The organism is Buttiauxella ferragutiae, from assembly GCF_022637515.1.
Classification (GTDB): domain Bacteria; phylum Pseudomonadota; class Gammaproteobacteria; order Enterobacterales; family Enterobacteriaceae; genus Buttiauxella; species Buttiauxella ferragutiae.
The window spans coordinates 3,731,730-3,752,291 of the sequence record NZ_CP093332.1 but is presented as its reverse complement, the minus strand read 5'-3'; the positions used below and the strand labels follow the sequence as shown (position 1 = coordinate 3,752,291).

20 protein-coding genes and 1 riboswitch are annotated in these 20,562 nt (G+C 51.9%); of the genes, 11 read left to right on the top strand and 9 right to left on the bottom strand.

The window, feature by feature from the left end:
- Positions 1-837: 837 nt before the first annotated feature.
- Complete coding sequence (gene yvcK / locus MNO13_RS17350; RefSeq protein WP_064548497.1) at positions 838-1,746, bottom strand: uridine diphosphate-N-acetylglucosamine-binding protein YvcK; 909 nt, start codon at positions 1,744-1,746, stop codon at positions 838-840.
- A 205-nt stretch (positions 1,747-1,951) separates the two neighbouring features.
- Positions 1,952-2,080: riboswitch (molybdenum cofactor riboswitch) on the top strand.
- On the opposite strand from yvcK, the gene moaA reads away from it, so the two are divergent.
- The 6 genes from moaA (at position 2,068) to MNO13_RS17320 (ending at position 5,585) form a co-directional block, all read left to right on the top strand.
- The gene (moaA, locus tag MNO13_RS17345) at positions 2,068-3,057 is read left to right on the top strand and encodes a GTP 3',8-cyclase MoaA (RefSeq protein ID WP_064548495.1); all 990 of its coding nucleotides are present in this window, start codon (positions 2,068-2,070) and stop codon (positions 3,055-3,057) included. It overlaps the preceding riboswitch by 13 nt.
- Positions 3,058-3,081: 24 nt before the next feature.
- Complete coding sequence (gene moaB, locus MNO13_RS17340; protein WP_064548493.1) at positions 3,082-3,594, top strand: molybdenum cofactor biosynthesis protein B; 513 nt, start codon at positions 3,082-3,084, stop codon at positions 3,592-3,594.
- Between the two features lie 3 nt (positions 3,595-3,597).
- Positions 3,598-4,095 (top strand): cyclic pyranopterin monophosphate synthase MoaC, encoded by a 498-nt coding sequence (moaC, locus tag MNO13_RS17335; protein WP_064548491.1) that lies wholly within the window; start codon positions 3,598-3,600, stop codon positions 4,093-4,095.
- Entirely contained in the window at positions 4,088-4,333 is a 246-nt protein-coding gene (gene moaD / locus MNO13_RS17330; protein WP_121814010.1) for a molybdopterin synthase sulfur carrier subunit, read from the top strand. Before moaC ends, moaD begins: the two co-directional genes overlap by 8 nt.
- A 1-nt stretch (position 4,334) precedes the next feature.
- Positions 4,335-4,787: a molybdopterin synthase catalytic subunit MoaE gene (gene moaE, locus MNO13_RS17325; protein ID WP_064548487.1), complete on the top strand. Its 453-nt coding sequence runs from the start codon at positions 4,335-4,337 to the stop codon at positions 4,785-4,787.
- Positions 4,788-4,874: 87 nt separating this feature from the next.
- A complete protein-coding gene (locus MNO13_RS17320) occupies positions 4,875-5,585 on the top strand; it encodes a Bax inhibitor-1/YccA family protein (protein WP_237932115.1) in 711 nt (236 codons plus the stop codon).
- A gap of 17 nt (positions 5,586-5,602) precedes the next feature.
- Here MNO13_RS17320 and MNO13_RS17315 read toward each other — a convergent pair whose 3' ends face one another.
- The 3 genes from MNO13_RS17315 to MNO13_RS17305 are packed head-to-tail and all read right to left on the bottom strand — an operon-like array spanning position 5,603 to position 8,627.
- Positions 5,603-6,616 carry a lysylphosphatidylglycerol synthase domain-containing protein gene (locus MNO13_RS17315; protein WP_237932113.1) on the bottom strand — a complete coding sequence of 338 codons (1,014 nt, stop codon included), beginning with the start codon at positions 6,614-6,616 and terminating at the stop codon, positions 5,603-5,605.
- The gene (clsB, locus tag MNO13_RS17310) at positions 6,616-7,872 is read right to left on the bottom strand and encodes a cardiolipin synthase ClsB (RefSeq protein WP_241939053.1); all 1,257 of its coding nucleotides are present in this window, start codon (positions 7,870-7,872) and stop codon (positions 6,616-6,618) included. The genes MNO13_RS17315 and clsB overlap by 1 nt, the downstream gene beginning before the upstream one ends.
- A complete protein-coding gene (locus MNO13_RS17305; protein WP_241939052.1) occupies positions 7,869-8,627 on the bottom strand; it encodes an endonuclease/exonuclease/phosphatase family protein in 759 nt (252 codons plus the stop codon). Before MNO13_RS17305 ends, clsB begins: the two co-directional genes overlap by 4 nt.
- Positions 8,628-8,760: 133 nt before the next feature.
- Here MNO13_RS17305 and MNO13_RS17300 point away from each other — a divergent pair, with 133 nt between their 5' ends.
- Complete coding sequence (locus MNO13_RS17300) at positions 8,761-9,171, top strand: YbhQ family protein (RefSeq protein ID WP_064548476.1); 411 nt, start codon at positions 8,761-8,763, stop codon at positions 9,169-9,171.
- On the opposite strand, the gene MNO13_RS17295 is transcribed toward MNO13_RS17300, so the two are convergent.
- The 5 genes from MNO13_RS17295 to cecR are packed head-to-tail and all read right to left on the bottom strand — an operon-like array spanning position 9,133 to position 14,799.
- A complete protein-coding gene (locus tag MNO13_RS17295; RefSeq protein ID WP_064548474.1) occupies positions 9,133-10,239 on the bottom strand; it encodes an ABC transporter permease in 1,107 nt (368 codons plus the stop codon). The genes MNO13_RS17300 and MNO13_RS17295 overlap by 39 nt on opposite strands.
- Positions 10,240-10,248: 9 nt before the next feature.
- A complete protein-coding gene (locus MNO13_RS17290) occupies positions 10,249-11,388 on the bottom strand; it encodes an ABC transporter permease (RefSeq protein ID WP_064548471.1) in 1,140 nt (379 codons plus the stop codon).
- Positions 11,375-13,123, bottom strand: coding sequence for an ATP-binding cassette domain-containing protein (locus tag MNO13_RS17285; protein ID WP_241939051.1), 1,749 nt, complete (start codon positions 13,121-13,123; stop codon positions 11,375-11,377). Before MNO13_RS17285 ends, MNO13_RS17290 begins: the two co-directional genes overlap by 14 nt.
- Positions 13,116-14,114, bottom strand: a complete 999-nt coding sequence (gene hlyD, locus MNO13_RS17280) for a secretion protein HlyD (protein ID WP_064548467.1) — start codon at positions 14,112-14,114, stop codon at positions 13,116-13,118. The genes MNO13_RS17285 and hlyD overlap by 8 nt, the downstream gene beginning before the upstream one ends.
- A complete protein-coding gene (cecR, locus tag MNO13_RS17275) occupies positions 14,104-14,799 on the bottom strand; it encodes a transcriptional regulator CecR (protein WP_064548465.1) in 696 nt (231 codons plus the stop codon). The genes hlyD and cecR overlap by 11 nt, the downstream gene beginning before the upstream one ends.
- A gap of 251 nt (positions 14,800-15,050) precedes the next feature.
- Between cecR and rhlE the strand changes: the two genes are divergently transcribed.
- The 4 genes from rhlE (at position 15,051) to MNO13_RS17255 (ending at position 20,517) form a co-directional block, all read left to right on the top strand.
- Complete coding sequence (rhlE, locus tag MNO13_RS17270) at positions 15,051-16,424, top strand: ATP-dependent RNA helicase RhlE (protein WP_064548463.1); 1,374 nt, start codon at positions 15,051-15,053, stop codon at positions 16,422-16,424.
- Between the two features lie 136 nt (positions 16,425-16,560).
- Positions 16,561-17,493 carry a tRNA dihydrouridine(16) synthase DusC gene (gene dusC, locus MNO13_RS17265; protein ID WP_064548461.1) on the top strand — a complete coding sequence of 311 codons (933 nt, stop codon included), beginning with the start codon at positions 16,561-16,563 and terminating at the stop codon, positions 17,491-17,493.
- Positions 17,494-17,727: 234 nt separating this feature from the next.
- Positions 17,728-19,320 (top strand): carbohydrate porin, encoded by a 1,593-nt coding sequence (locus tag MNO13_RS17260; protein ID WP_064548459.1) that lies wholly within the window; start codon positions 17,728-17,730, stop codon positions 19,318-19,320.
- A gap of 12 nt (positions 19,321-19,332) precedes the next feature.
- Complete coding sequence (locus MNO13_RS17255) at positions 19,333-20,517, top strand: esterase (RefSeq protein WP_241940078.1); 1,185 nt, start codon at positions 19,333-19,335, stop codon at positions 20,515-20,517.
- Positions 20,518-20,562 lie beyond the last annotated feature (45 nt).

The window sequence follows — 20,562 nt, the reverse complement described above, 5'->3', positions numbered from 1 at the left end:
AGCGCAGCGTCATCCGACAAAACTGATGCAAACGGTGGATGACGCAATCGCTTATCCACCCTACAACGACTCACGAAATCATGCACTTGTAGGTCGGATATGCGCAGCGTCATCCGACAAAACTGACGCAAACGGTGGATGACGCAATCGCTTATTCACCCTACAACGACTCACGAAATCATGCACTTGTAGGTCGGATAAGCGCAGCGCCATCCGACAAAACTGATGCAAACGGTGGATGACGCAATCGCTTATCCACCCTACAATGACTCACGAAATCATGCACTTGTAGGTCGGATAAGCGCAGCGCCATCCGACAAAACTGACGCAAACGGTGGATGATGCAATCGCTTATCCACCCTACAATGACTCACGAAATGAAATCATGCACTTGTAGGTCGGATATGCGCAGCGTCATCCGACAAAACTGATGCAAACGGTGGATGACGCAATCGCTTATCCACCCTACAACGACTCACGAAATCATGCACTTGTAGGTCGGATAAGCGCAGCGTCATCCGACAATACTGATGCAAACGGTGGATGACGCTATGGCTTATCCACCCTACAACGACTCACGAAATCATGCACTTGTAGGTCGGATATGCGCAGCGCCATCCGACAAAACTGATGCAAACGGTGGATGACGCAATCGCTTATTCACCCTACAACGACTCACGAAATCATGCACTTGTAGGTCGGATAAGCGCAGCGTCATCCGACAAAACTGACGCAAACGGTGGATGACGCAATCGCTTATCCACCCTACAACGACTCACGAAATCATGCACTTGTAGGTCGGATAAGCGCAGCGTCATCCGACAGCAATCGCTCATCCTATCCCAGTTGCTGAACAGCTTTTTCCAGCGCCTGACGTAGCAATTGACGGTCGTGACGATAGCGAATATCACAGGCTTCCAGAGGCTCCTGAATCACCACACGGTCGGTGATTTCAGCAACATCTACCTGCGGGCCAACCACCACGGCATCAATAATGCGCTTACCAACACGCTGTTCCATGATGTCCAGAGTTTGCCCAAGCGACAGGCTTGCCGCAGCGGTGCTTAATTCCTTGCCTAAATTACCGATAAACACCACCGGCGCAGGTGTGCGACGCAGCGCCTGATCCATATCTTCCAGCAGCAGTAACGGCATCAGGCTGGTATAAAAACTACCCGGGCCAATCAGAATCAAATCGGCTTCACCAATGGCCTGCAACGCTTCGCGTGTGGCGCGGGCTTGCGGGTATAACGACAACTCCTGCGGCGGTGAGGAAAGCTGGTCAATATTCACTTCACCGTAAATAAAATGGCCATCTGCATCCGTCGCCATCAAATCCACTGGCTGTTCAGACATCGGAATCAGAAACGCATCCACTTTGAGAAGGTTACGAATCAGATTGATGGCTTCCAGAGGCCGCACGCTCAGGTGGTCAAGCGCCTTTAACATCAAGTTTCCAAGGTTATGCCCTGAAAGTTCGCCATTACCGCCAAAACGGTACTCAAACATGGCCGAAGCAACGCTCTGTTCAGTAATTAACTGATTTAAACAGTTACGCATATCGCCCCAGGCAATGCCACCTTCAGAGCGCCGGATTCTCCCGGTAGAACCGCCGTTATCAGTGGTGGTAACAATGCCGGTTAAACGGGAACCTAAAGAGGAGAGAGAGGACATAACCCTGCCCAGGCCGTGTCCACCGCCCAGTGCAACCACTCTATCCAAATCCGCAAGCGTACGATTGCGCATAACTTTTCCTTATGACGAACTATCGAAATAAGGTAGCGTAAAAGATCTCAAAATACGATCCTGGCTAGGGCGATAATGATGTATATCAAAGCAAAAGATCGCTTTTGGCGTAGTCTGTAGCGAAATTGAGCGATTGTCTCGCTATGTATATATTTATATAGCGAAAGCTGTTATGGCGTTGAACTCCATCACGCGCTACTATCGCTCTAACACACACTAAGCCTCTGGACCTAAGTCGAAAGATACGGTGCTTTGGCCGTGACCTTGAGTCACCAGGGTGCAGAAAGAAATGCCTGCATCTCCCGTATTTGGAAGGTGTACATGGCTACTCAACTTACCGACGCATTCGCTCGTAAGTTTTTTTACCTGCGTCTGTCTATTACCGACGTTTGCAATTTTCGTTGCAACTATTGCCTGCCGGATGGCTACAAGCCTCACGGTGTGGCAAATAAAAGTTTCCTCAACGTCGATGAAATTCGCCGCGTTACGCGCGCTTTCGCCGCCCTGGGTACTGAAAAAGTACGCCTGACGGGTGGTGAACCCTCTTTACGTAAAGACTTCACTGACATCATCGCTGCGGTACATGAAAACGCCAGCATTCGCCAGATTGCCGTAACAACCAACGGTTATCGCCTTGCGCGCGACATCCAGCAATGGCGTGATGCCGGGCTGACGGCAGTGAACGTTAGCGTAGATAGTCTTGATGCTCGTCAGTTTCACGCGATTACCGGACAGGATAAATTCCGTCAGGTGATGGACGGCATTGACGCCGCGTTCTCTGCCGGTTTTGAGCGCGTAAAAGTCAACACTGTGCTAATGCGTGATGTGAACCACCACGAACTCGATACCTTCCTTGCCTGGATCAAACCGCGTCCTATCCAGTTGCGTTTCATCGAATTGATGGAAACCGGCGATGGCGGCGAATTGTTCCGCAAACACCACATCTCGGGCAAAATCATTCGCGACCAGTTGTTGGCTCGCGGCTGGGTACACCAACTCCGCAGCCGTAGTGACGGCCCGGCGCAGGTCTTTTGCCATCCAGATTATCAGGGCGAAATTGGCCTGATCATGCCTTACGAAAAAGACTTCTGTGCCAGTTGTAACCGCCTGCGCGTCTCATCCGTCGGCAACCTGCATCTATGCTTATTTGGCGAGCAGGGCATTTCATTGCGTGATTTGCTGGCGAGCGACGAGCAAATCACGGAGCTTGAAGCGCGTATCGCTGAAGCCCTGACCCACAAAAAACAGACCCATTTCCTGCATGACGGTGAAACCGGCATTACCCAAAACCTGTCCTACATCGGCGGTTAAAATCATATACATAGGGAAATCTCAATGAGCCAGACGAGTAGTGAATTTATCCCGCTACATATTGCCATTCTGACTGTTTCAAGCCGCCGCGGTGAAGACGACGACACTTCAGGGCATTATCTGCGTGAGGCTGCCACTGACGCGGGCCACAAAGTGGTTGCCAAAGCGATTGTTAAAGAAAACCGCTACGCCATTCGCGCGCAGGTTTCTCAATGGATTGCTGAGGATGAAGTCCAGGTGGTGCTAATCAACGGTGGCACAGGTTTTACCGATGGCGACCAGGCGCCCGAAGCGTTACTGCCGTTGTTTGACCGTGAAATCGAAGGTTTTGGTGAAGTTTTCCGCATGCTCTCTTTTGAAGAAATCGGCACCTCGACGCTGCAATCTCGTGCCCTGGCCGGTATTGCGAATCGCACGCTTATTTTTGCCATGCCAGGTTCCACGAAAGCGTGCCATACCGCGTGGGAAAATATCATCCAGCCTCAACTGGATGCTCGCGTGCGCCCTTGTAATTTCCATCCACATCTCAAGAAATAAATTATGTCGCAACTGACTCATATTAATGCCGCTGGCGAAGCGCACATGGTTGATGTTTCCGCCAAAGCAGAAACCGTGCGTGAAGCGCGTGCCGAAGCGTTTATCACCATGGAAGCCGCAACATTAGCGATGATTATTGAAGGCAGCCATCATAAAGGTGATGTCTTTGCCACGGCGCGAATCGCCGGGATCCAGGCCGCAAAACGCACCTGGGATTTGATTCCTCTTTGCCACCCGCTAATGCTCAGTAAAGTCGAAGTCAATTTAGCGGCTGAACCTGAACATAACCGTGTGCGCATCGAATCTGTCTGCCGTTTGACCGGTAAAACCGGCGTGGAAATGGAAGCGTTAACTGCTGCGTCGGTTGCCGCGTTGACCATCTACGACATGTGCAAAGCGGTGCAGAAAGATATGGTGATCGGCCCGGTTCGCCTGCTGGCGAAAAGCGGCGGTAAATCTGGCGACTTTAAGGCGGATAGCAAGGTGGCAGAACATGATTAACGTGCTGTTTTTTGCCCAGGTACGTGAACTGGTTGATTGCGACAACCTGAAACTGGACGCGAGTTTTAGCAATGTCGAACAACTGCGCCAGAATCTGGCTGCGAAAAGCGAGCGCTGGGCGCTGGCGCTCGAGTCAGGCAAACTACTGGCTGCCGTCAACCAGACACTGGTAAGTTTCGATCACCCGCTAAGCGACGGTGATGAAGTCGCCTTTTTCCCTCCGGTCACAGGCGGTTAAAATGGAAAACACTCGAATCCGTGTCAGCCACGAGAATTTCAACGTCGGCGACGAATACCAGTGGCTCGCGCAGTGCGATGAAGACGGCGCGGTGGTGACGTTTACCGGCAAAGTACGCAATCACAATCTTGGCGATAGCGTGAGCGCATTGACGCTGGAACATTATCCGGGCATGACCGAAAAGGCGCTGGCGGACATTATTGAAGAAGCACGTCTTCGTTGGCCGTTACAGCGCGTTAGTGTGATTCACCGCATTGGTGAATTGTGGCCTGGTGACGAGATCGTGTTTGTTGGCGTGACGGGTGCGCATCGCAGTTCAGCGTTCGAATCCGCACAATTCATTATGGATTATCTGAAAACGCGCGCGCCGTTCTGGAAGCGCGAAGCCACGTCTGAAGGGGAGCGCTGGGTAGAAGCTCGCGAAACTGATAAGCAAGCGGCCAAACGCTGGTAACAAGCACCTTCATACAGTTGTGTTAATCTTAAAGTACAGGCCTTCGAGCCTGAAATTCGGTCAACGTAATTAACTTAAGGAAGCATCATGGATCGATTCCCACGTTCCAATGACACTATTGTCCAGCAGGCCCGTACTGGCTTGCAGGCATATATGGCACAAGTTTATGGCTGGATGACCTGCGGCCTGTTACTGACGGCATTTGTCGCCTGGTATGTGTCTGGCAATCAAGATCTAATCTTTTATATTTACTCTAATAAAATTGCTCTGATTGGGCTGTTTGTTGTGCAACTAGGGTTGGTCTTTGTTCTGTCGGGTATGATCCATAAGTTGAGTGCAGGGGCTGCCACTAGTTTGTTTATGCTCTACTCCGCTTTGACAGGATTGACTCTATCTTTCATCTTTATCGTCTATACCGCCTCATCCATAACAAGCACATTTATTGTTACTGCAGGCATGTTCGGTGCGATGAGCCTGTACGGTTACACCACCAAGCGTGATTTAAGCGGTTTTGGCAACATGCTGTTTATGGCACTGATCGGCATTGTGCTGGCATCGCTGGTGAACATTTGGCTGGAAAGCACGGCGATGATGTGGGCGATAACCTATATCGGCGTCATCGTGTTTGTCGGCCTGACGGCTTATGACACGCAAAAGCTGAAAAACATTGGTGAGCAAATTGATACTCGCGATACGCAAACCATGCGTAAGTACTCGATTCTTGGCGCACTGACGCTGTATCTCGACTTCATCAACTTGTTCCTGATGCTGTTGCGTATTTTCGGTAACCGCCGCTAAGTCCTGTCACCCTCATCCTACCCTTTCTTTTCCCCCTCTCCCGCAGGGAGAGGGCTGGGGTGAGGGTTGTTTTCTTCCAGGCTCTTCTCATTTTTCACCCGCATCGTCTTCGCCCGGCTCTCCAGCACTAAATAGCAAACAATCGCCAGCAGCAGTGGGGCAATAAAGTAAAGCATGCGATACGCCAGCAACGCGGCAATAATCGTCCCATTACTGACATGTTCACCCGCCAGCAACGCAATGAACACCGCCTCCAGCACGCCAATCCCCGCAGGAATATGCACAATGACGCCCGCAATACTGCTTACTAAAAGTACGCCTAAAACAAAGAAATAGTTGCTCCCCTGGCCCAGCAACAACCAGATAATCGCCCCCATCACCATCCAGTTACAGCTTGAAATCGCCATCTGCATCAGTGCGAATTTAAACGATGGCAACACCAGACGCTGGCCTTTGATCGTCATATGGCGATGCTTCGCAAAGGCACAAAACCACAGATAAACCGCGATGATCGCCAGTAGCACGCCGCCTAAAATGCGCAGCGTGGTTTCGTCTATGTACCAGTGAGCCGGTAATTGCACCACGCCAACGGTAAAAATCACCCCTGCCAACAGGATGTAACCCAGCCAGTTAGTGGAGATACTTAACGAGAAAATGCGCGTAATCGTGGCGCTCGGCAGGCCAAGGCGCGAATAAAGCCGGTAACGCATACCAATGCCGCCAACCCAGGTGCTCAATGTCAGGTTAAAGGCGTAACAGATAAACGACACCAGCATGACCTGCCGCTTTGCCAGTTTATGCCCGCAATACGCCCGCGCAAGCAGGTCGTAGCAGCCATAAATCAGATAACTCAGAATCACCAGACCGACCGCGCTAAACAGCGCCAGACGGTTGTAATTGCGGATCACTTCCCAAACTTCCGGCCAGTCCACTTTTGTGGCATACACCACCAACAGCACGATAACGGCAATAAAAAATAGCCAGGTGAGGATTTTCTTCGCTTTGCGCCATTTTGGGTGCGAGTGCGACATCAATATTTTACCCCCGGGTTTTCAGCCTCAACTTCTGTGTCTATTCGGTCCTGGGTTTCCAGTTGCGGCTGTGCTGGCGGCATCACCTGGGCAAGTTTTTGGGTGTGTGCGGGTAACCAGCCAACCATCGCCGGGAAGTGGCGCAAAAAGTGGAACGCCAGCACGCTTTTCCCCAGATTCCACCAGGTTCGTTTTGGTAGCATGGACTCGTCGACGGGCTGGCAATCCTGGGCTATCAGGCAGCTCAGGTTTTGGCGCAGAGTTTCGTTAAAGGTACGATCGTAAATAATCAGGTTGGCTTCAAGGTTGAGCGACAAACTCAGCGGATCAAGATTGCTGGAGCCGACGGTTGCCCAGTGGTCGTCCATCAGCGCGACTTTGCCGTGCAGCGGGCGGCGCTGGTACTCGTAAATCTTCACGCCCGAGCGCACTAAATAATTGTACAGCAGGCGAGCACCCACTTTGACAATCGGCATATCCGGCTCGCCTTGCACGATTAACTTCACTGAGACACCGCGTCGTGAGGCATTGCGCATCGCATGAAGCAGCCGGTAACCGGGGAAAAAATAGGCGTTAGCAATGATCACTTCACGCTTCGCTTTGCCGAGCATTTTCAGGTAATAACGTTCGATATCATCGCGATGCCGGTTATTGTCGCGCCAGACAAACAGCGCTTGCGCCTCTCCGGGTTTGAGGTTTTCTTGTGCGGGATTGCGGCGGCGATGCCACCAGTGGCGTTTGGTATCGTGACCCGGCAAGTTGGAAACCACGTACTGATAAATATCGTGTACCACTGGCCCTTCAACTTTGACCGAATAATCCTGTTTGGCTTCAGGGCCATAATCACTCATCTGTTCGGCGGAGTAATTAATGCCGCCGACAAACGCCACCGCGCTGTCGACCACCACGATTTTGCGGTGCATACGGCGGAACAAATTAGTGCGTATACCGAACAGCGGCGGGCGCGGGTCATAATAGCGGAACATCACGCCAGCGCTTGTCAGTTCACTCACAAACTCATCGCTTAAATCCGGTGAACCGTAGCCATCCAGCAGAACTTCCACCCTAACGCCACGCTGAGCAGCGTTCAGTAGTACGGCATGTAACTGCTTACCGACATCATCTTCAAACCAGATAAATGTTTCGAGCAGCACTTTGCTACGCGCCTGGCTGATGGCGGTAAACACCGCCGGGAAAAACTGGTCGCCATTTTCGAGTAACGAAATACAGTTGCCGTCACGCCAGCTATTTTTCATAGATGAATCTCCACTGCTAATGGCGCATGGTCAGAAAGATGCCGCCACTGTTGCAACGGCAGTGCAGTAGGGGCGCTGGCAGAGGCATTTTTTACATAAATCCTGTCCAGGCGCAGAACGGGAAAGCGGGCAGGGAAAGTGCGTGCCGGGCGGCCCGATGCGCGGGTGAAGACTTCATCCAGGCCGGTTTGCCTGAGTTGCTGATTGGCGCGTTGTTGCCAGTCATTGAAATCACCGGCCACCACCACTGGCTCGCCTTCAGGGAGTTCATTCACCAGTTGGCAAAGCATGTTGAGCTGGGCCTGGCGGTGCGCGTCACGTAAACCGAGATGCACGCAAATGACATGGGCTCGAATATTCGCGCTGGGAAGGTTTATCTGGCAGTGCAGCATGCCGCGTTTTTCGTGGCCTTCGACCGAGATGTCGCGGTTATCAAAATGGCTGATGGGGAAACGTGATAACACGGCATTGCCGTGATGGCCTTCGGGATAAACCGCATTGCGCCCATAAGCAAATTCGCTCCACGTGCTATCGGCGAGGAATTCGTAATGGCTGGTTTCCGGCCAATTTTCGACCCGCAGGGAGTGGGCTTCGTGAGCGCCCATCACCTCCTGCAAGCAGACAATATCGGCAGAAACGGCGCGTACCGCGTCGCGCAACTCCGGCAAAATGAAGCGCCTGTTGAGTGCGGTAAAACCTTTATGTGTATTAATTGTGAGCACTTTAAAGGAAAAGTGCTGAGTCTTGTTACCCATGCTTCTCCCGGCATTGTTATCATCGCGTTGAAAATAAAGTGTAGTCTCTGTCACAAATAGGTGTCGGGTTACAGAATTTTCCGCATACTGCGGTACTCTGAATGACAGGAATTAGTGGCCAGGAGAGAAATTAATGAAATGGCAACAACGTGTACAAGTGACTACAGGCCTAAGCTGCTGGCAAATAATGCTGCATCTTTCAGTGCTTTGTGTGCTGCTCGTTGGCTGGAAAACTGCCTCCCTCATACCGGTCGGCATTGGGTTATGTTTGCTGTATGTCGCGACAGTTATCCTGATGTTCGCCCTGCAACGTGTTCGTACAGGGCGCTTACGTGATATTGGTGATTTTCTTGAAGAGCTGACTACCACCTGGTATTTCGGCAACGCGATGATTGTGCTGTGGCTGTTGTCACGCGTGGTCGAGAATAAATTCCTGCTGGCAGGAGCCGGGCTGGCGATGATTGCCGGGCCGATTATTTATTCGCTGTTCGCCAAAGATAAAACCTCAGGCGATTTTGCGCCGAAACATCCAGTACGCCGCTGACCCCGTAGTGGCTGCTATTACCAATAGCGGCCACACACTTCCCCAGACAATGTCAAAACTCGCGTTCTTCAAATAAATCTGCTTAGTGATGTCAGTGAAATGCCGAATCGGGTTTACCCACGTCAGGTTTTGCAGCCACACCGGCATGTTCTCGACCGGTGAAACATAACCCGACAGCAAAATCGCCGGCATCATAAAGACAAACACGCCAATAAATGCCTGCTGTTGCGTCGAACACAATGACGAAATCAGCAAACCAAAGCCCACCAGTGACAAACCGTAAATCAGCATCGTGAAGTAAAACAGCAACAGCGAGCCGGAAAACGGAATGTGATAACCCCAAATCCCGACGCCCAGCACAATGGTTGCCTGGCCAATCGCCACGATTTGCGCGGGTACGGCTTTACCAACAAAAATCTGCCAGGTGGCGAGTGGCGAAACCAACAGCTGATCGAGCGTGCCTTGCTCACGTTCGCGCGCCACGGAAAGTGAGGTGACAATCATCACGCCAATCGTGGTAATCATCGCAATCAACGATGGCACCACAAACCATTTATAATCCAGATTCGGGTTATACCAGTTGCGCACCACCAGCTCGCTGTTGTTCGGTTTTGGCTGCCCGGACACCAGTTCCTGTTGGTAATTCTTCACAATTTGCTGGAGGTAATTGGCGGCAATCTGCGCACTGTTCGAGTTACGCCCATCAAGAATGATTTGCAGTTTTGCCTGCTGTTGGCTGGCAATATCACGCGAGAACTCTGCCGGGAAGCGAATCAGCAGCAGCGCTTTTTGGTTATCGATAGTTGGCTGGATCTCTTGCGGGCTTTTCAGCAACAGCACATGGCTGAATGCTTTGGCGCGGGCAAAACGCTGTGTCAGCTCAACCGAATGGCTGCCGTTATCTTCGTTGTAAATCGCGATAGTGGCGTTAGTCACTTCAAGCGTGGCGGCGAACGGAAACAGCACCACTTGCAACACCACCGGCAGAATCAAAATTGCCCGCGTTTGTGGCTCGCGCAACAGGGATTGCAGCTCTTTGCGAATCAAAGTCCAGAGTCGATATAACATCGCTTTTCCCTAATCAAGACGGCGCTTGGTTTTGATGGCCGTCAGGCCGATAAACATCACCGCCGAGGCAATTAAAAACAGCACGTTGATAACCAACACGGTCGTAATATTCCCCGCCAGAAACAGGCTTTGCAGCGTGCTGACGAAATAACGCGCCGGAATGACATAGGTCACCGCGCGGATAATCGCTGGCATGCTGTCAATCTGGAAGATAAACCCAGACAACATAATCGATGGCAAGAAGGCAGCATTTAACGCCACCTGGGCGGCATTAAACTGGTTACGGGTAATCGTCGAAATCAGCAGCCCCATACCGAGTGTGCTGAGCAAAAACAGACTGGTGATGAAGAATAAAATAAGCAATGAACCGCGATAGGGCACGTCGAGAATAAACACCGACACCAGCATACACAGCAGCATTGCCAGCATCCCTAACACGTAATAGGGCAGCAGTTTGCACAGCAGTAGTTCGGTGCGCGTGACTTGCGTTGAGAGCAAGGCTTCCATGGTGCCGCGCTCCCATTCCCGTGCCACTACCAGCGAAGTCAGAATCGCGCCAATCACCGTCATGATGATGGTCACAGCACCTGGGATGATAAAATGTTGGCTGATGGCCGCTGGGTTGAACCAGTAACGCAACTGCACATCGATCAACGGTTCAAACTTTTCCCCGCGATCTTCCGCTCGCTGTTGCTGCCAGATTTGCCAAATCCCCTCCATATACCCCTGCACGAAATTGGCGGTGTTCGGCTCGCTGCCATCGGTAATCACCTGTATCGGCGCGCTGGCACCAGCTCGCGCCATGTTTTGCGCAAAATCGGTTGGGATCACCACCAGCCCGCGAATTTTTCCCGCCTGCATTAACTGAATCAGGTGCTGGCGATTATCGCTCACCGTCGGGTCGATATAGGGGGATGCGGTAATGGTGTGGGCGAAATCCAGCGCTTCTTCGCTTTGCTGCTCCAGTAACACCCCGACCCGCAGACGGCTGGAATCGAGGTTGATGCCATAGCCAAAAATAAACAGCAACAACAGTGGGATCACCACCGCAATCAACCAACTACTGGGGTCACGTACTATCTGGCGCGTTTCTTTCACGCACAGTGCTCGCACCCTTCGCCAGGAAACGGCCTGGTTATGCTCGCTCATTTTCGTGCTCCTTATCCCATTGATGGATAAGCGTAATAAACGCTTGTTCCATGGTCGGGTCAGTTTGCTCGTTGTTGGCGGCTTGTTCTTTCAGAGCATCTGGCGTGCCGCTGGCAATCAGCTTGCCGCGATACACCAGCCCAATACGGTCACAGTATTCGGCTTCATCCATAAAGTGGGTGGTCACCATCACCGTGACGCCTTTTTCCACCATGCTGTTGATGTGCAACCAAAATTCTCGGCGCGTAATCGGGTCAACGCCCGAGGTCGGTTCATCAAGAAACAAAATATCCGGTTCGTGCATCAGCGAGCAGGCCAGTGCCAGGCGCTGTTTAAAGCCGAGGGGCAGGGCATCCGTGGCGCTGTTCATAATCGGTTGCAGGTTGAACGCGTCACTCATGCGGTTAATTTTCTCCTCCTGGGCTTTGCCGCGCAGGCCATACACGCCGGAGAAAAAACGCAGGTTTTGCGCCACGGTGAGGTTGCCATATAGCGAAAATTTCTGTGCCATATAACCCAGGTGCTGGCGAGCTTTGCCGGAACTGGTTTTTAAATCCATATCCAGCACCAGCGCTTTGCCGGAAGTGGGCACCAGCAAGCCGCACATCATTTTAAAGGTGGTGGATTTCCCGGCTCCGTTTGGCCCCAGCAGGCCGAAAATTTCACCACGCTGGACGGTGAAATCCACGTTATCGGTGGCAGCGAAATCACCGAACTTTTTGGTCAGCGCTTCGGCTTTGATCACTGTTTCACCCCGGGTGCCTTCCACAGTATGGAGGATTTTCCCCAGCGGAGATTCTTGTGTCGCCGCACCACCGAGCAGGTCGATAAACGCATCTTCAAAACGCGGCTCGGTTTGCGAAACACTTTCAGGCGGCACATTCAGCGCCTGGGTGAGTTCGTCAACGGTCGACCCTTTTGCGAGGATCAGGCGCACCGAACGCCCCTGAATCACGCCGTCGCTGACCTGCGGCAATTTGAGCGCGCGTTGTAGCAACTTGCGGTTATTCTCCTCGCTGTGGCTAACCAGCAGCGAGCGCCCCGCCATTTGTTGGGTTAATTCCTTCGGCGCACCGTGATACAACAGCTCGCCTTCGTTCATCAGCAACACGTCGCGGCACTGTTCGGCTTCGTCGAGGTACGAGGTGCTCCACAGAATCAACATGCCGTCACCGGCCAGTTCGTGCACCATTTGCCACAACTCGCGGCGTGAAATCGGGTCAACGCCGACACCGGGTTCATCAAGCAACAGCACTTTAGGCTGGCCGACTAACGTACAGGCGAGGCCGAGTTTCTGCTTCATGCCGCCGGATAGCTTCCCGGCGAGACGGGTGGTAAACGGGCCAAGGGCGGTAAACTCCAGCAGCCGCTTAAACGTCTCTTCACGTTCTTGCCCGGTGACGCTGCGTAAATCGGCGTACAGCGTCAGGTTTTCCATCACCGTTAAATCTTCATACAAGCCAAATTTTTGCGGCATGTATCCCAGAACCGCATGCAGGGCGCGGTCGTCTTCGATAGGATCCAGGCCAATGACGCTTGCAGTTCCTTCGGTCGGTTTCAGCAAACCTGCCAGCATACGCATTAAAGTGGTTTTCCCCGCGCCATCCGGGCCGACCAGACCAGTGACCGAGCCGGTATGAATCTCGCATTCAAGGCTCGCCACCGCAGGCTTTTGCTGGCCGGGAAACTGTTTCATCAACCCTTGCAGGCGGATGATGCCCTCCTGGCTACTCATGCGCTTTCTCGTCGTTGAATTTCACGGTAACCGGCATGCCCTGGCGCAGCGAGTCGTCAGCATCGGTGACAATAATCCGCAGGCGATACACCAGGTCGGTACGCAAGTCCGGCGTTTCGACGGTTTTCGGCGTGAATTCAGCGGTGGGAGAGACAAAACCAATTTTGCCGTGATACGGCTTATCCGGGCGGCCATCGGTATACACCAATAACTCGGTGCCGGGTTTCGCCTGGTTCAGACTCACTTCGTTAACGTAAGCACGCACCCAAACCGGGCGGGTGAGGGAGAGGGTTAATACGGTACTTCCGGCATTGAGCATGCTGCCGGGTTCAACGGCGCGGGTCAGCAAAGTGCCATCTGATGGGGAAACCAGCGTGGTGTCTTGCAAATCCAGTTGTGCCTGGGCGAGCTGGGCTTTTGCTTGTTGCAAGCTGGCCTGCGCCTGGGCAATTTCCTGCGGGCGGTTACCGGTGCGGTACTGGCTTAATTTATCGCGTGCTGCTTTCAGCGTTGCTTTGGCCTGCTCGCTGGATGAACGGGCATTTTCCAGATCGTTGGCTGAAATTACCCGGCGCGCCCACAAACCTTGCTGGCGTTGATAAAAGTTCTGCGCGTAATCGAATGCCGCCTGCGCCTGATTCACCTGAGCGGCAACCTGGGCGATTTCTTCGTCACGATAACCGGCGATAATCAGGTCAAACTTGGCCTGCGCTGCAGCGACATTGGCTTGCGCCTGAAGCAGGGCGTTTTGATATGGCCCCTGGTCCAGTTCACCCAGCGTTTCACCTGCTTTAATCGCATCGCCTTCATCCACCTGTAACGCGGCCAAACGCCCGCCGACGCGGAAGCTCATATTGACGGTGCGGATATCCACGTTGCCGTACAACGTTAACCCTTGATCCTGTTGGCTTTTGTACCACATCCAGCCTGCAATCCCTGCGGCGATAAGCACCACAATTGACACGATAATGATCGGCTTTTTACTTTTCATTGCCGGTTTTCCCTCGTTGATTCGCTAACCCTTGCAAAATGAAATCGATATGGCTGCCGACCACATCGCTGATTTTCTTCACGTTTTCGCTATCAAATGTCGACCATCCGGCACGCAGCAGAATGGTTTCTCGCCCCAGCCGGAAAGCCAGAATCTGCCCAAGCAGCGCATGAGTATGGAGAATCGTTTCGGTGTCATTGGGGCTTCTATCGGTATAACGCCCGACGAGGCTGGTCAGATGGGTGTGCATCGGAGCAATCACCTGCTGGTGAATGAGCTGATAAGCCGGTGTGGGTGAGAGCTGCTCGCGGGAGATAAACTTGCTGAGATTCAGCGTTTCATCGGCAGTCAGCAGGATAATCATGTGATTGCAGGCAGTATGTATCAGCTGGCGAATCTGTGATTTATCCGTTTGCGGCAGGCGTAAAAGGGCCTCGGCGCGTTCGACGTGCGGCTTGAAATTAAGCGTGATGAAGTCAGCTATTGATTGCGCACAGGCCATATACAGCTCTTCCTTTGAGCCAAAATAGTAGGTGATGGCGGCAATGTTTTGCCCGGCTAGTGCGGCGATATCGCGCGTAGTAGCGTGTAAGCCGTATTCACCAAATTGCGCGAGAGCCGCAGCAATCAGGGTCTTTTTTGCCTGCTCACCGCGGGTTGTGACAGGCGTCGGTGTTGCGTTCATACCGACCTCTTAAAAAGTTAATCAATCGATTGATTAAGAGTAGGCTCGATGTGATTACCTGTCTAGTCCGATATATTTATCTTGTGAATGCGTAAGAAAATAGAATTTGTGCGCAAAATCACAAAACCTGTTACACTGCGCGGCTTACGGCACCGTGGTTTGTGCCCCTCTCTCGCGCCAGAATGACTGGCGTCATATGAACCCCTGGAAACTACACCGCACCTCGCGGTCAGGGCGATTCTGGAGTACCTATGTCTTTTGATTCTCTCGGCCTGAACGCCGATATTCTGCGTGCAGTGGAAGAGCAAGGCTATCGTGAGCCTACCCCTATTCAACGTCAGGCGATTCCGGTTGTTTTAGCTGGTCGCGACCTGATGGCCAGTGCCCAAACCGGTACCGGCAAAACCGCAGGCTTTACCCTGCCGCTGTTGCAGCGCCTGGTAGACAAACAGCCGCATGCGAAAGGCCGTCGCCCGGTGCGCGCGCTGATCCTGACGCCAACCCGTGAGCTTGCCGCTCAGATTGGCGAAAACGTGCGTGACTACAGCAAATATTTAGATATCCGTTCGCTGGTGGTTTTCGGCGGCGTGAGCATTAACCCGCAGATGATGAAACTGCGTAGCGGCGTTGATGTGCTGGTGGCAACACCTGGCCGTCTGTTAGATCTGGAACACCAGAACGCCGTGAAACTCGACCAGGTAGAAATCCTGGTGCTGGACGAAGCCGACCGCATGCTGGACATGGGCTTCATTCACGATATTCGTCGCGTGCTGGCTAAACTGCCTGCGCGTCGCCAGAACTTGCTGTTCTCTGCGACCTTCTCTGATGACATTAAAGGGCTGGCTGAAAAGCTGTTGCATAACCCGGAAGAAGTCTCTGTTGCGCGTCGTAACACCGCGTCAGAGCAAGTGACTCAGCACGTTCACTTCGTTGATAAGAAACGTAAAAGAGAACTGCTGTCACAGATGATTGGCGAAGGTAACTGGCAGCAAGTGCTGGTGTTTACCCGTACCAAACATGGTGCCAACCACCTGGCTGAACAGCTCGGCAAAGATGGCATTACCGCAGCGGCAATCCACGGTAACAAGAGCCAGGGCGCGCGTACTCGTGCATTGGCTGATTTCAAAAACGGCGGCATTCGTGTGTTGGTTGCGACCGACATCGCGGCACGTGGTCTTGATATCGAAGAGCTGCCACATGTTGTGAACTACGAGCTGCCGAACGTACCGGAAGATTACGTTCACCGTATTGGCCGTACTGGCCGTGCGGCGGCAACGGGTGAAGCGCTGTCTTTGGTGTGTGTCGATGAACACAAACTGTTGCGTGACATCGAACGTGTGCTGAAGCGTGAAGTTCCGCGTATGGCGATCCCTGGTTATGAAGTTGACCCATCTATTCCTGCTGAGCCGATTGTGAACGGTCGTCAACAGCAGCGTGGCGGTGGCGGTCGTGGAAACGGCGGCGCTCAAGGCCAGGGTCAACGTCGTGGCGGTAATAGTGGCGGTGCATCCTCCGATCGCAGCAGTGCTCCACGTCGTCCATCACGCCCACAGGGTGATGGTGCCGGGAAACCTGCTGGTGCGAATGGTCGTCGTCGTCCAGCGCGTAAGCCTGCTTCCGCGTAATTAATTTATAACGCCCTCTCCCTGAGGGGACTGGATTCCTCCCTCTCCCTCAGGGAGAGGGTCGGGGTGAGGGTGGTTTTAAGACCCATTCAAGAGGTGCTAACATAGCGCCTCTTTTTTTTACCGGAAAAACGCTATGCGTGTACTGCTTGCGCCAATGGAAGGGGTTCTCGACTCGCTGGTTCGGGAACTGCTTACCGAGGTGAATGACTACGACTTGTGTATCACCGAGTTCTTGCGCGTGGTCGACCAGCTTTTGCCGGTAAAATCGTTCCATAAACTTTGCCCTGAACTTCATCATGCCAGCCGCACCACTTCGGGTACGCTAGTACGAGTCCAGTTGCTGGGGCAGCATCCGCAATGGTTAGCTGAAAACGCCGCGCGCGCTGTGGAACTGGGTTCCTGGGGCGTCGATCTCAACTGCGGTTGCCCGTCTAAACTGGTCAACGGCAGCGGCGGTGGAGCCACACTGCTCAAAGACCCCGATCTGATTTACCGTGGTGCAAAAGCAATGCGTGAAGCGGTGCCTGCACACTTGCCGGTGACGGTCAAAATCCGCCTCGGTTGGGACAGCGATGCGCGTCAGTTTGAAATTGCTGATGCGGTGCAACAGGCTGGAGCCACGGAACTTACCGTTCACGGGCGCACTAAAGAAGACGGATACAAAGCCGAACGCATCAACTGGGCGGCGATTGGTGAAATACGCAAGCGCTTGTCGATTCCGGTGATTGCTAACGGTGAAATCTGGGACTGGCAAAGTGCGCAAGACTGCATGGCAGCAACCGGCTGCGATTCGGTAATGATTGGCCGTGGGGCGCTTAATGTACCCAATCTAAGCCGCGTGATTAAATATAACGAGCCGCGTATGCCGTGGCCGGACGTGGTAAAATTACTGCAAAAATATAGCCAACTAGAAAAGCAGGGCGATACCGGGATGTATCACGTTGCACGTATAAAACAGTGGTTGGGGTATTTACGTAAAGAATATATTGAAGCCACCGAATTATTTACTGAAATTCGCAGCTATAAAACTTCTGCGACAATTAGCCAGGCAATTAACAGTTTATAATTAGAGGTGCCGCTAATTGGTTAAAAAATTAGAGTGCGGTCACAGACTATTTAAATAAACATTGCCATACATTCGCTGGCGTTTATTATCGTCAGCGTAATAGATTATTGGATTGTTACTGCTCAAGCAGGCAAAACCTGATTCTCCTTATTTAAGGAGAGTCGGGTTTTTTTGTTTTTGTCAGAAGGCAATTCGCAATTAAGTTACTGATTGCATTACCTCTGGGACTCTTATATGGATATTAAATCGCACTATGTACTCACCACGGTGTTGCTGGCGCCGTTAGTATTTCCTTTTTATGCGCAAAGTAGCGCAAAGCTATCCGTTGAACAGCGTCTGGAAATGCTGGAAAAGGATTTACAGGAAACTAAAAAAGAACTGCAATATTATAAGTCACAAGAACAAATTAATCGTAAAAACATTTCTGATATGAATGTATTTGCTAAGCAAACGACGCGACCGGACCAGGTATTAGTAGCAACAACTTCACCATCAACCTCGCTGGAATCTGAGAAAACCACGCCACAAATTTCGGCAATGACCATGAGTGACCTGAGCAAATTTGTTAAGGAGGATATTGGCTTTAGCTATAACGGCTATTTCCGCTCTGGCTGGGGAACCACTACGGAAGGCGCACCAAAATCCTGGGCCATTGGTTCATTAGGCCGCTTAGGGAACGAATACAGCAGCTGGTTTGATTTAAAAGTGTCACAACGGGTCTACAACGAAGGGGGTAAAACGGTTCATGCGGTAGTGCAGCTGGATGGTAACGTCGGCCAGCAATATTCCGCCGGCTGGTTTGGCGATAACGCTAATAACGAAAACTACCTCCAGTTTTCAGATCTTTATGTTAACACTAAAGGCTTTTTACCCTTTGCGCCTGAAGCTGATTTCTGGGTCGGTAAGCACCAGTTACCGATGTATGAAATCCAGATGCTGGACTGGAAAACTCAGCGCACCGATGGCGGTGGCGGGCTGGGGATTCAGGACATGAAACTGGGTAGCGGCAAACTGGATATTGCCTTAATACGTGAAGATATTGACGGTTATAACCAGGATCTCAGCAAATCACAGAAACTGAATGTTAATACTATTGATGCTCGTTATAAGTCGATCCCGCTGTGGGATAAAGCTGAGCTTATGGTCAATGGCCGCTATGCGATGGCGAACCAGAGTGACATGCAGAATAATAACGAAGACAAAAATGGCTATTATCGCTGGAAAGATACCTGGATGGTCGGCACTGCGCTGAAACAAAATTTCGACAACGGTGGCTTTAACGAATTTAGCTTCCTTGTGGCAAATAACTCTTTAGCCAGCAGTTTTGCCCGTTACTCAGGTTCCAGCCCTTACACCTCATTTAATGGGCGTTATTATGGTGAGCATACCGGTGGCACCGCATTAAGACTTGTCTCACAGGGTGAAACTTATTTACGTGACGATATTATTCTGGCTAATGCACTGGTTTATTCTCGGGGTGAGGATGTTTATAGCTATGAAACTGGAGCACATACAGATTTTGAAAGTGTCCGTGCCGTGATTCGCCCAGCGTATATCTGGAGTAAATATAATCAGACGGGTATCGAATTAGGCTATTTCAACCAGAAGAATACTGACCAGATGGGCAATGAATTTACTGAGTCAGGTTATAAAACTACGCTCTATCACGCATTAAAAGTGAACACCAGCATGTTAACTTCTCGTCCAGAAATACGATTCTATGCTACTTATATTCATTCACTGAATAATGAACTGGATAATTTTAGTTTTGCAGATGAGAAAAATGATCAGCTGGCGATTGGCGCTCAGGCTGAAGTGTGGTGGTAATAAGGGAATATGATGAAAATTAAACTGCATTATTTATCGTTAGTTATCGTGAGTCTGCTGGGCATACCCGCAACTCAGGCGGCCACGTTACCTTCTTCGCCTGCGGCAACCGTGCCCGTTAGTCAATACATCACTGGCCTGAATAATGATAACTCGGTAACGTTTCGCCTGTTTGCACCTGGCGCAAAACGCGTTTCGGTCGTTACCGGGAGCACACCAGAAAGCCAGCAATCCCACGAGATGACGCGCGACGAAAGTGGTATTTGGTCGTGGAGTAGCGCGCAGCTTAAGCCAAACCTCTACGAATACTATTTTGATGTGGATGGCTTTCGTAGCATCGATACCGGCAGTCGCTTCACCAAGCCTCAACGCCAGGTAAACACTAGCTTGATTCTTGTTCCAGGCAGTATTTTAGATGAGCGCGCGGTTCCGCACGGGGAACTGAGAACGCTGGCTTACCACTCGAAGGTATTGCAGGCCGAACGCCAGGTCTATGTCTGGACGCCACCGGGCTACAAGCCAGGTGGTGAGCCGCTGCCAGTGCTCTATTTCTACCATGGTTTTGGCGATACCGGCCTGTCGGCTATTACGCAGGGGCGCATTCCACAAATCATGGATAACCTGCTGGCTGAAGGCAAAATCAAGCCCATGCTGGTCGTGGTGCCGGATACCGAAACCGACATCCAGCTGGCGGTGGCGGAAAACTTCCCGCCAGTTGAACGCCGCAAAAGTTTCTACCCGCTCAATGCCGCTGCTGCGGACAAAGAGTTGATGGAGGACATTATTCCGCTTATCGACAGCCGCTTTACTACGCGCAAAGACGCGGCGGGCAGGGCGTTAGCGGGTTTATCGCAAGGCGGTTACCAGGCACTGGTTTCAGGAATGAGCCATCTGGATAGCTTTGGCTGGCTGGCAACGTTTAGCGGTGTTAGCACCACAACCGTGCCAAACGAGGCTGTTTCACGTCAACTTGCCCAACCGCAGGCTATCAACAAGCAGTTACATAACTTCACCTTAGTGGTCGGTGAAAAAGACGGGGTAACGGGCAAAGATATCGCCGGTTTGAAAAGCCAGCTTGAACAGCAAGGGGTAAAGTTTACTTATAAACAATATCCTGGGCTGGGGCACGAGATGGACGTCTGGCGGCCTGCGTATGCGGAATTTGTGCAGCAGCTATTTGTTACCCCGCAGCGGTAAACTCGCGACAGCCGTCACGCTTTGCTGTTTGTGGCATTGAGAGGC

Coding starts and splice junctions, on each gene's coding strand:
- yvcK (WP_064548497.1), bottom strand. CDS start 1,746: ATGCGCAATCGTACGCTTGCGGATTTGGATAGAGTGGTTGCACTGGGC.
- moaA (WP_064548495.1), top strand. CDS start 2,068: ATGGCTACTCAACTTACCGACGCATTCGCTCGTAAGTTTTTTTACCTG.
- moaB (WP_064548493.1), top strand. CDS start 3,082: ATGAGCCAGACGAGTAGTGAATTTATCCCGCTACATATTGCCATTCTG.
- moaC (WP_064548491.1), top strand. CDS start 3,598: ATGTCGCAACTGACTCATATTAATGCCGCTGGCGAAGCGCACATGGTT.
- moaD (WP_121814010.1), top strand. CDS start 4,088: ATGATTAACGTGCTGTTTTTTGCCCAGGTACGTGAACTGGTTGATTGC.
- moaE (WP_064548487.1), top strand. CDS start 4,335: ATGGAAAACACTCGAATCCGTGTCAGCCACGAGAATTTCAACGTCGGC.
- MNO13_RS17320 (WP_237932115.1), top strand. CDS start 4,875: ATGGATCGATTCCCACGTTCCAATGACACTATTGTCCAGCAGGCCCGT.
- MNO13_RS17315 (WP_237932113.1), bottom strand. CDS start 6,616: ATGTCGCACTCGCACCCAAAATGGCGCAAAGCGAAGAAAATCCTCACC.
- clsB (WP_241939053.1), bottom strand. CDS start 7,872: ATGAAAAATAGCTGGCGTGACGGCAACTGTATTTCGTTACTCGAAAAT.
- MNO13_RS17305 (WP_241939052.1), bottom strand. CDS start 8,627: ATGGGTAACAAGACTCAGCACTTTTCCTTTAAAGTGCTCACAATTAAT.
- MNO13_RS17300 (WP_064548476.1), top strand. CDS start 8,761: ATGAAATGGCAACAACGTGTACAAGTGACTACAGGCCTAAGCTGCTGG.
- MNO13_RS17295 (WP_064548474.1), bottom strand. CDS start 10,239: ATGTTATATCGACTCTGGACTTTGATTCGCAAAGAGCTGCAATCCCTG.
- MNO13_RS17290 (WP_064548471.1), bottom strand. CDS start 11,388: ATGAGCGAGCATAACCAGGCCGTTTCCTGGCGAAGGGTGCGAGCACTG.
- MNO13_RS17285 (WP_241939051.1), bottom strand. CDS start 13,123: ATGAGTAGCCAGGAGGGCATCATCCGCCTGCAAGGGTTGATGAAACAG.
- hlyD (WP_064548467.1), bottom strand. CDS start 14,114: ATGAAAAGTAAAAAGCCGATCATTATCGTGTCAATTGTGGTGCTTATC.
- cecR (WP_064548465.1), bottom strand. CDS start 14,799: ATGAACGCAACACCGACGCCTGTCACAACCCGCGGTGAGCAGGCAAAA.
- rhlE (WP_064548463.1), top strand. CDS start 15,051: ATGTCTTTTGATTCTCTCGGCCTGAACGCCGATATTCTGCGTGCAGTG.
- dusC (WP_064548461.1), top strand. CDS start 16,561: ATGCGTGTACTGCTTGCGCCAATGGAAGGGGTTCTCGACTCGCTGGTT.
- MNO13_RS17260 (WP_064548459.1), top strand. CDS start 17,728: ATGGATATTAAATCGCACTATGTACTCACCACGGTGTTGCTGGCGCCG.
- MNO13_RS17255 (WP_241940078.1), top strand. CDS start 19,333: ATGAAAATTAAACTGCATTATTTATCGTTAGTTATCGTGAGTCTGCTG.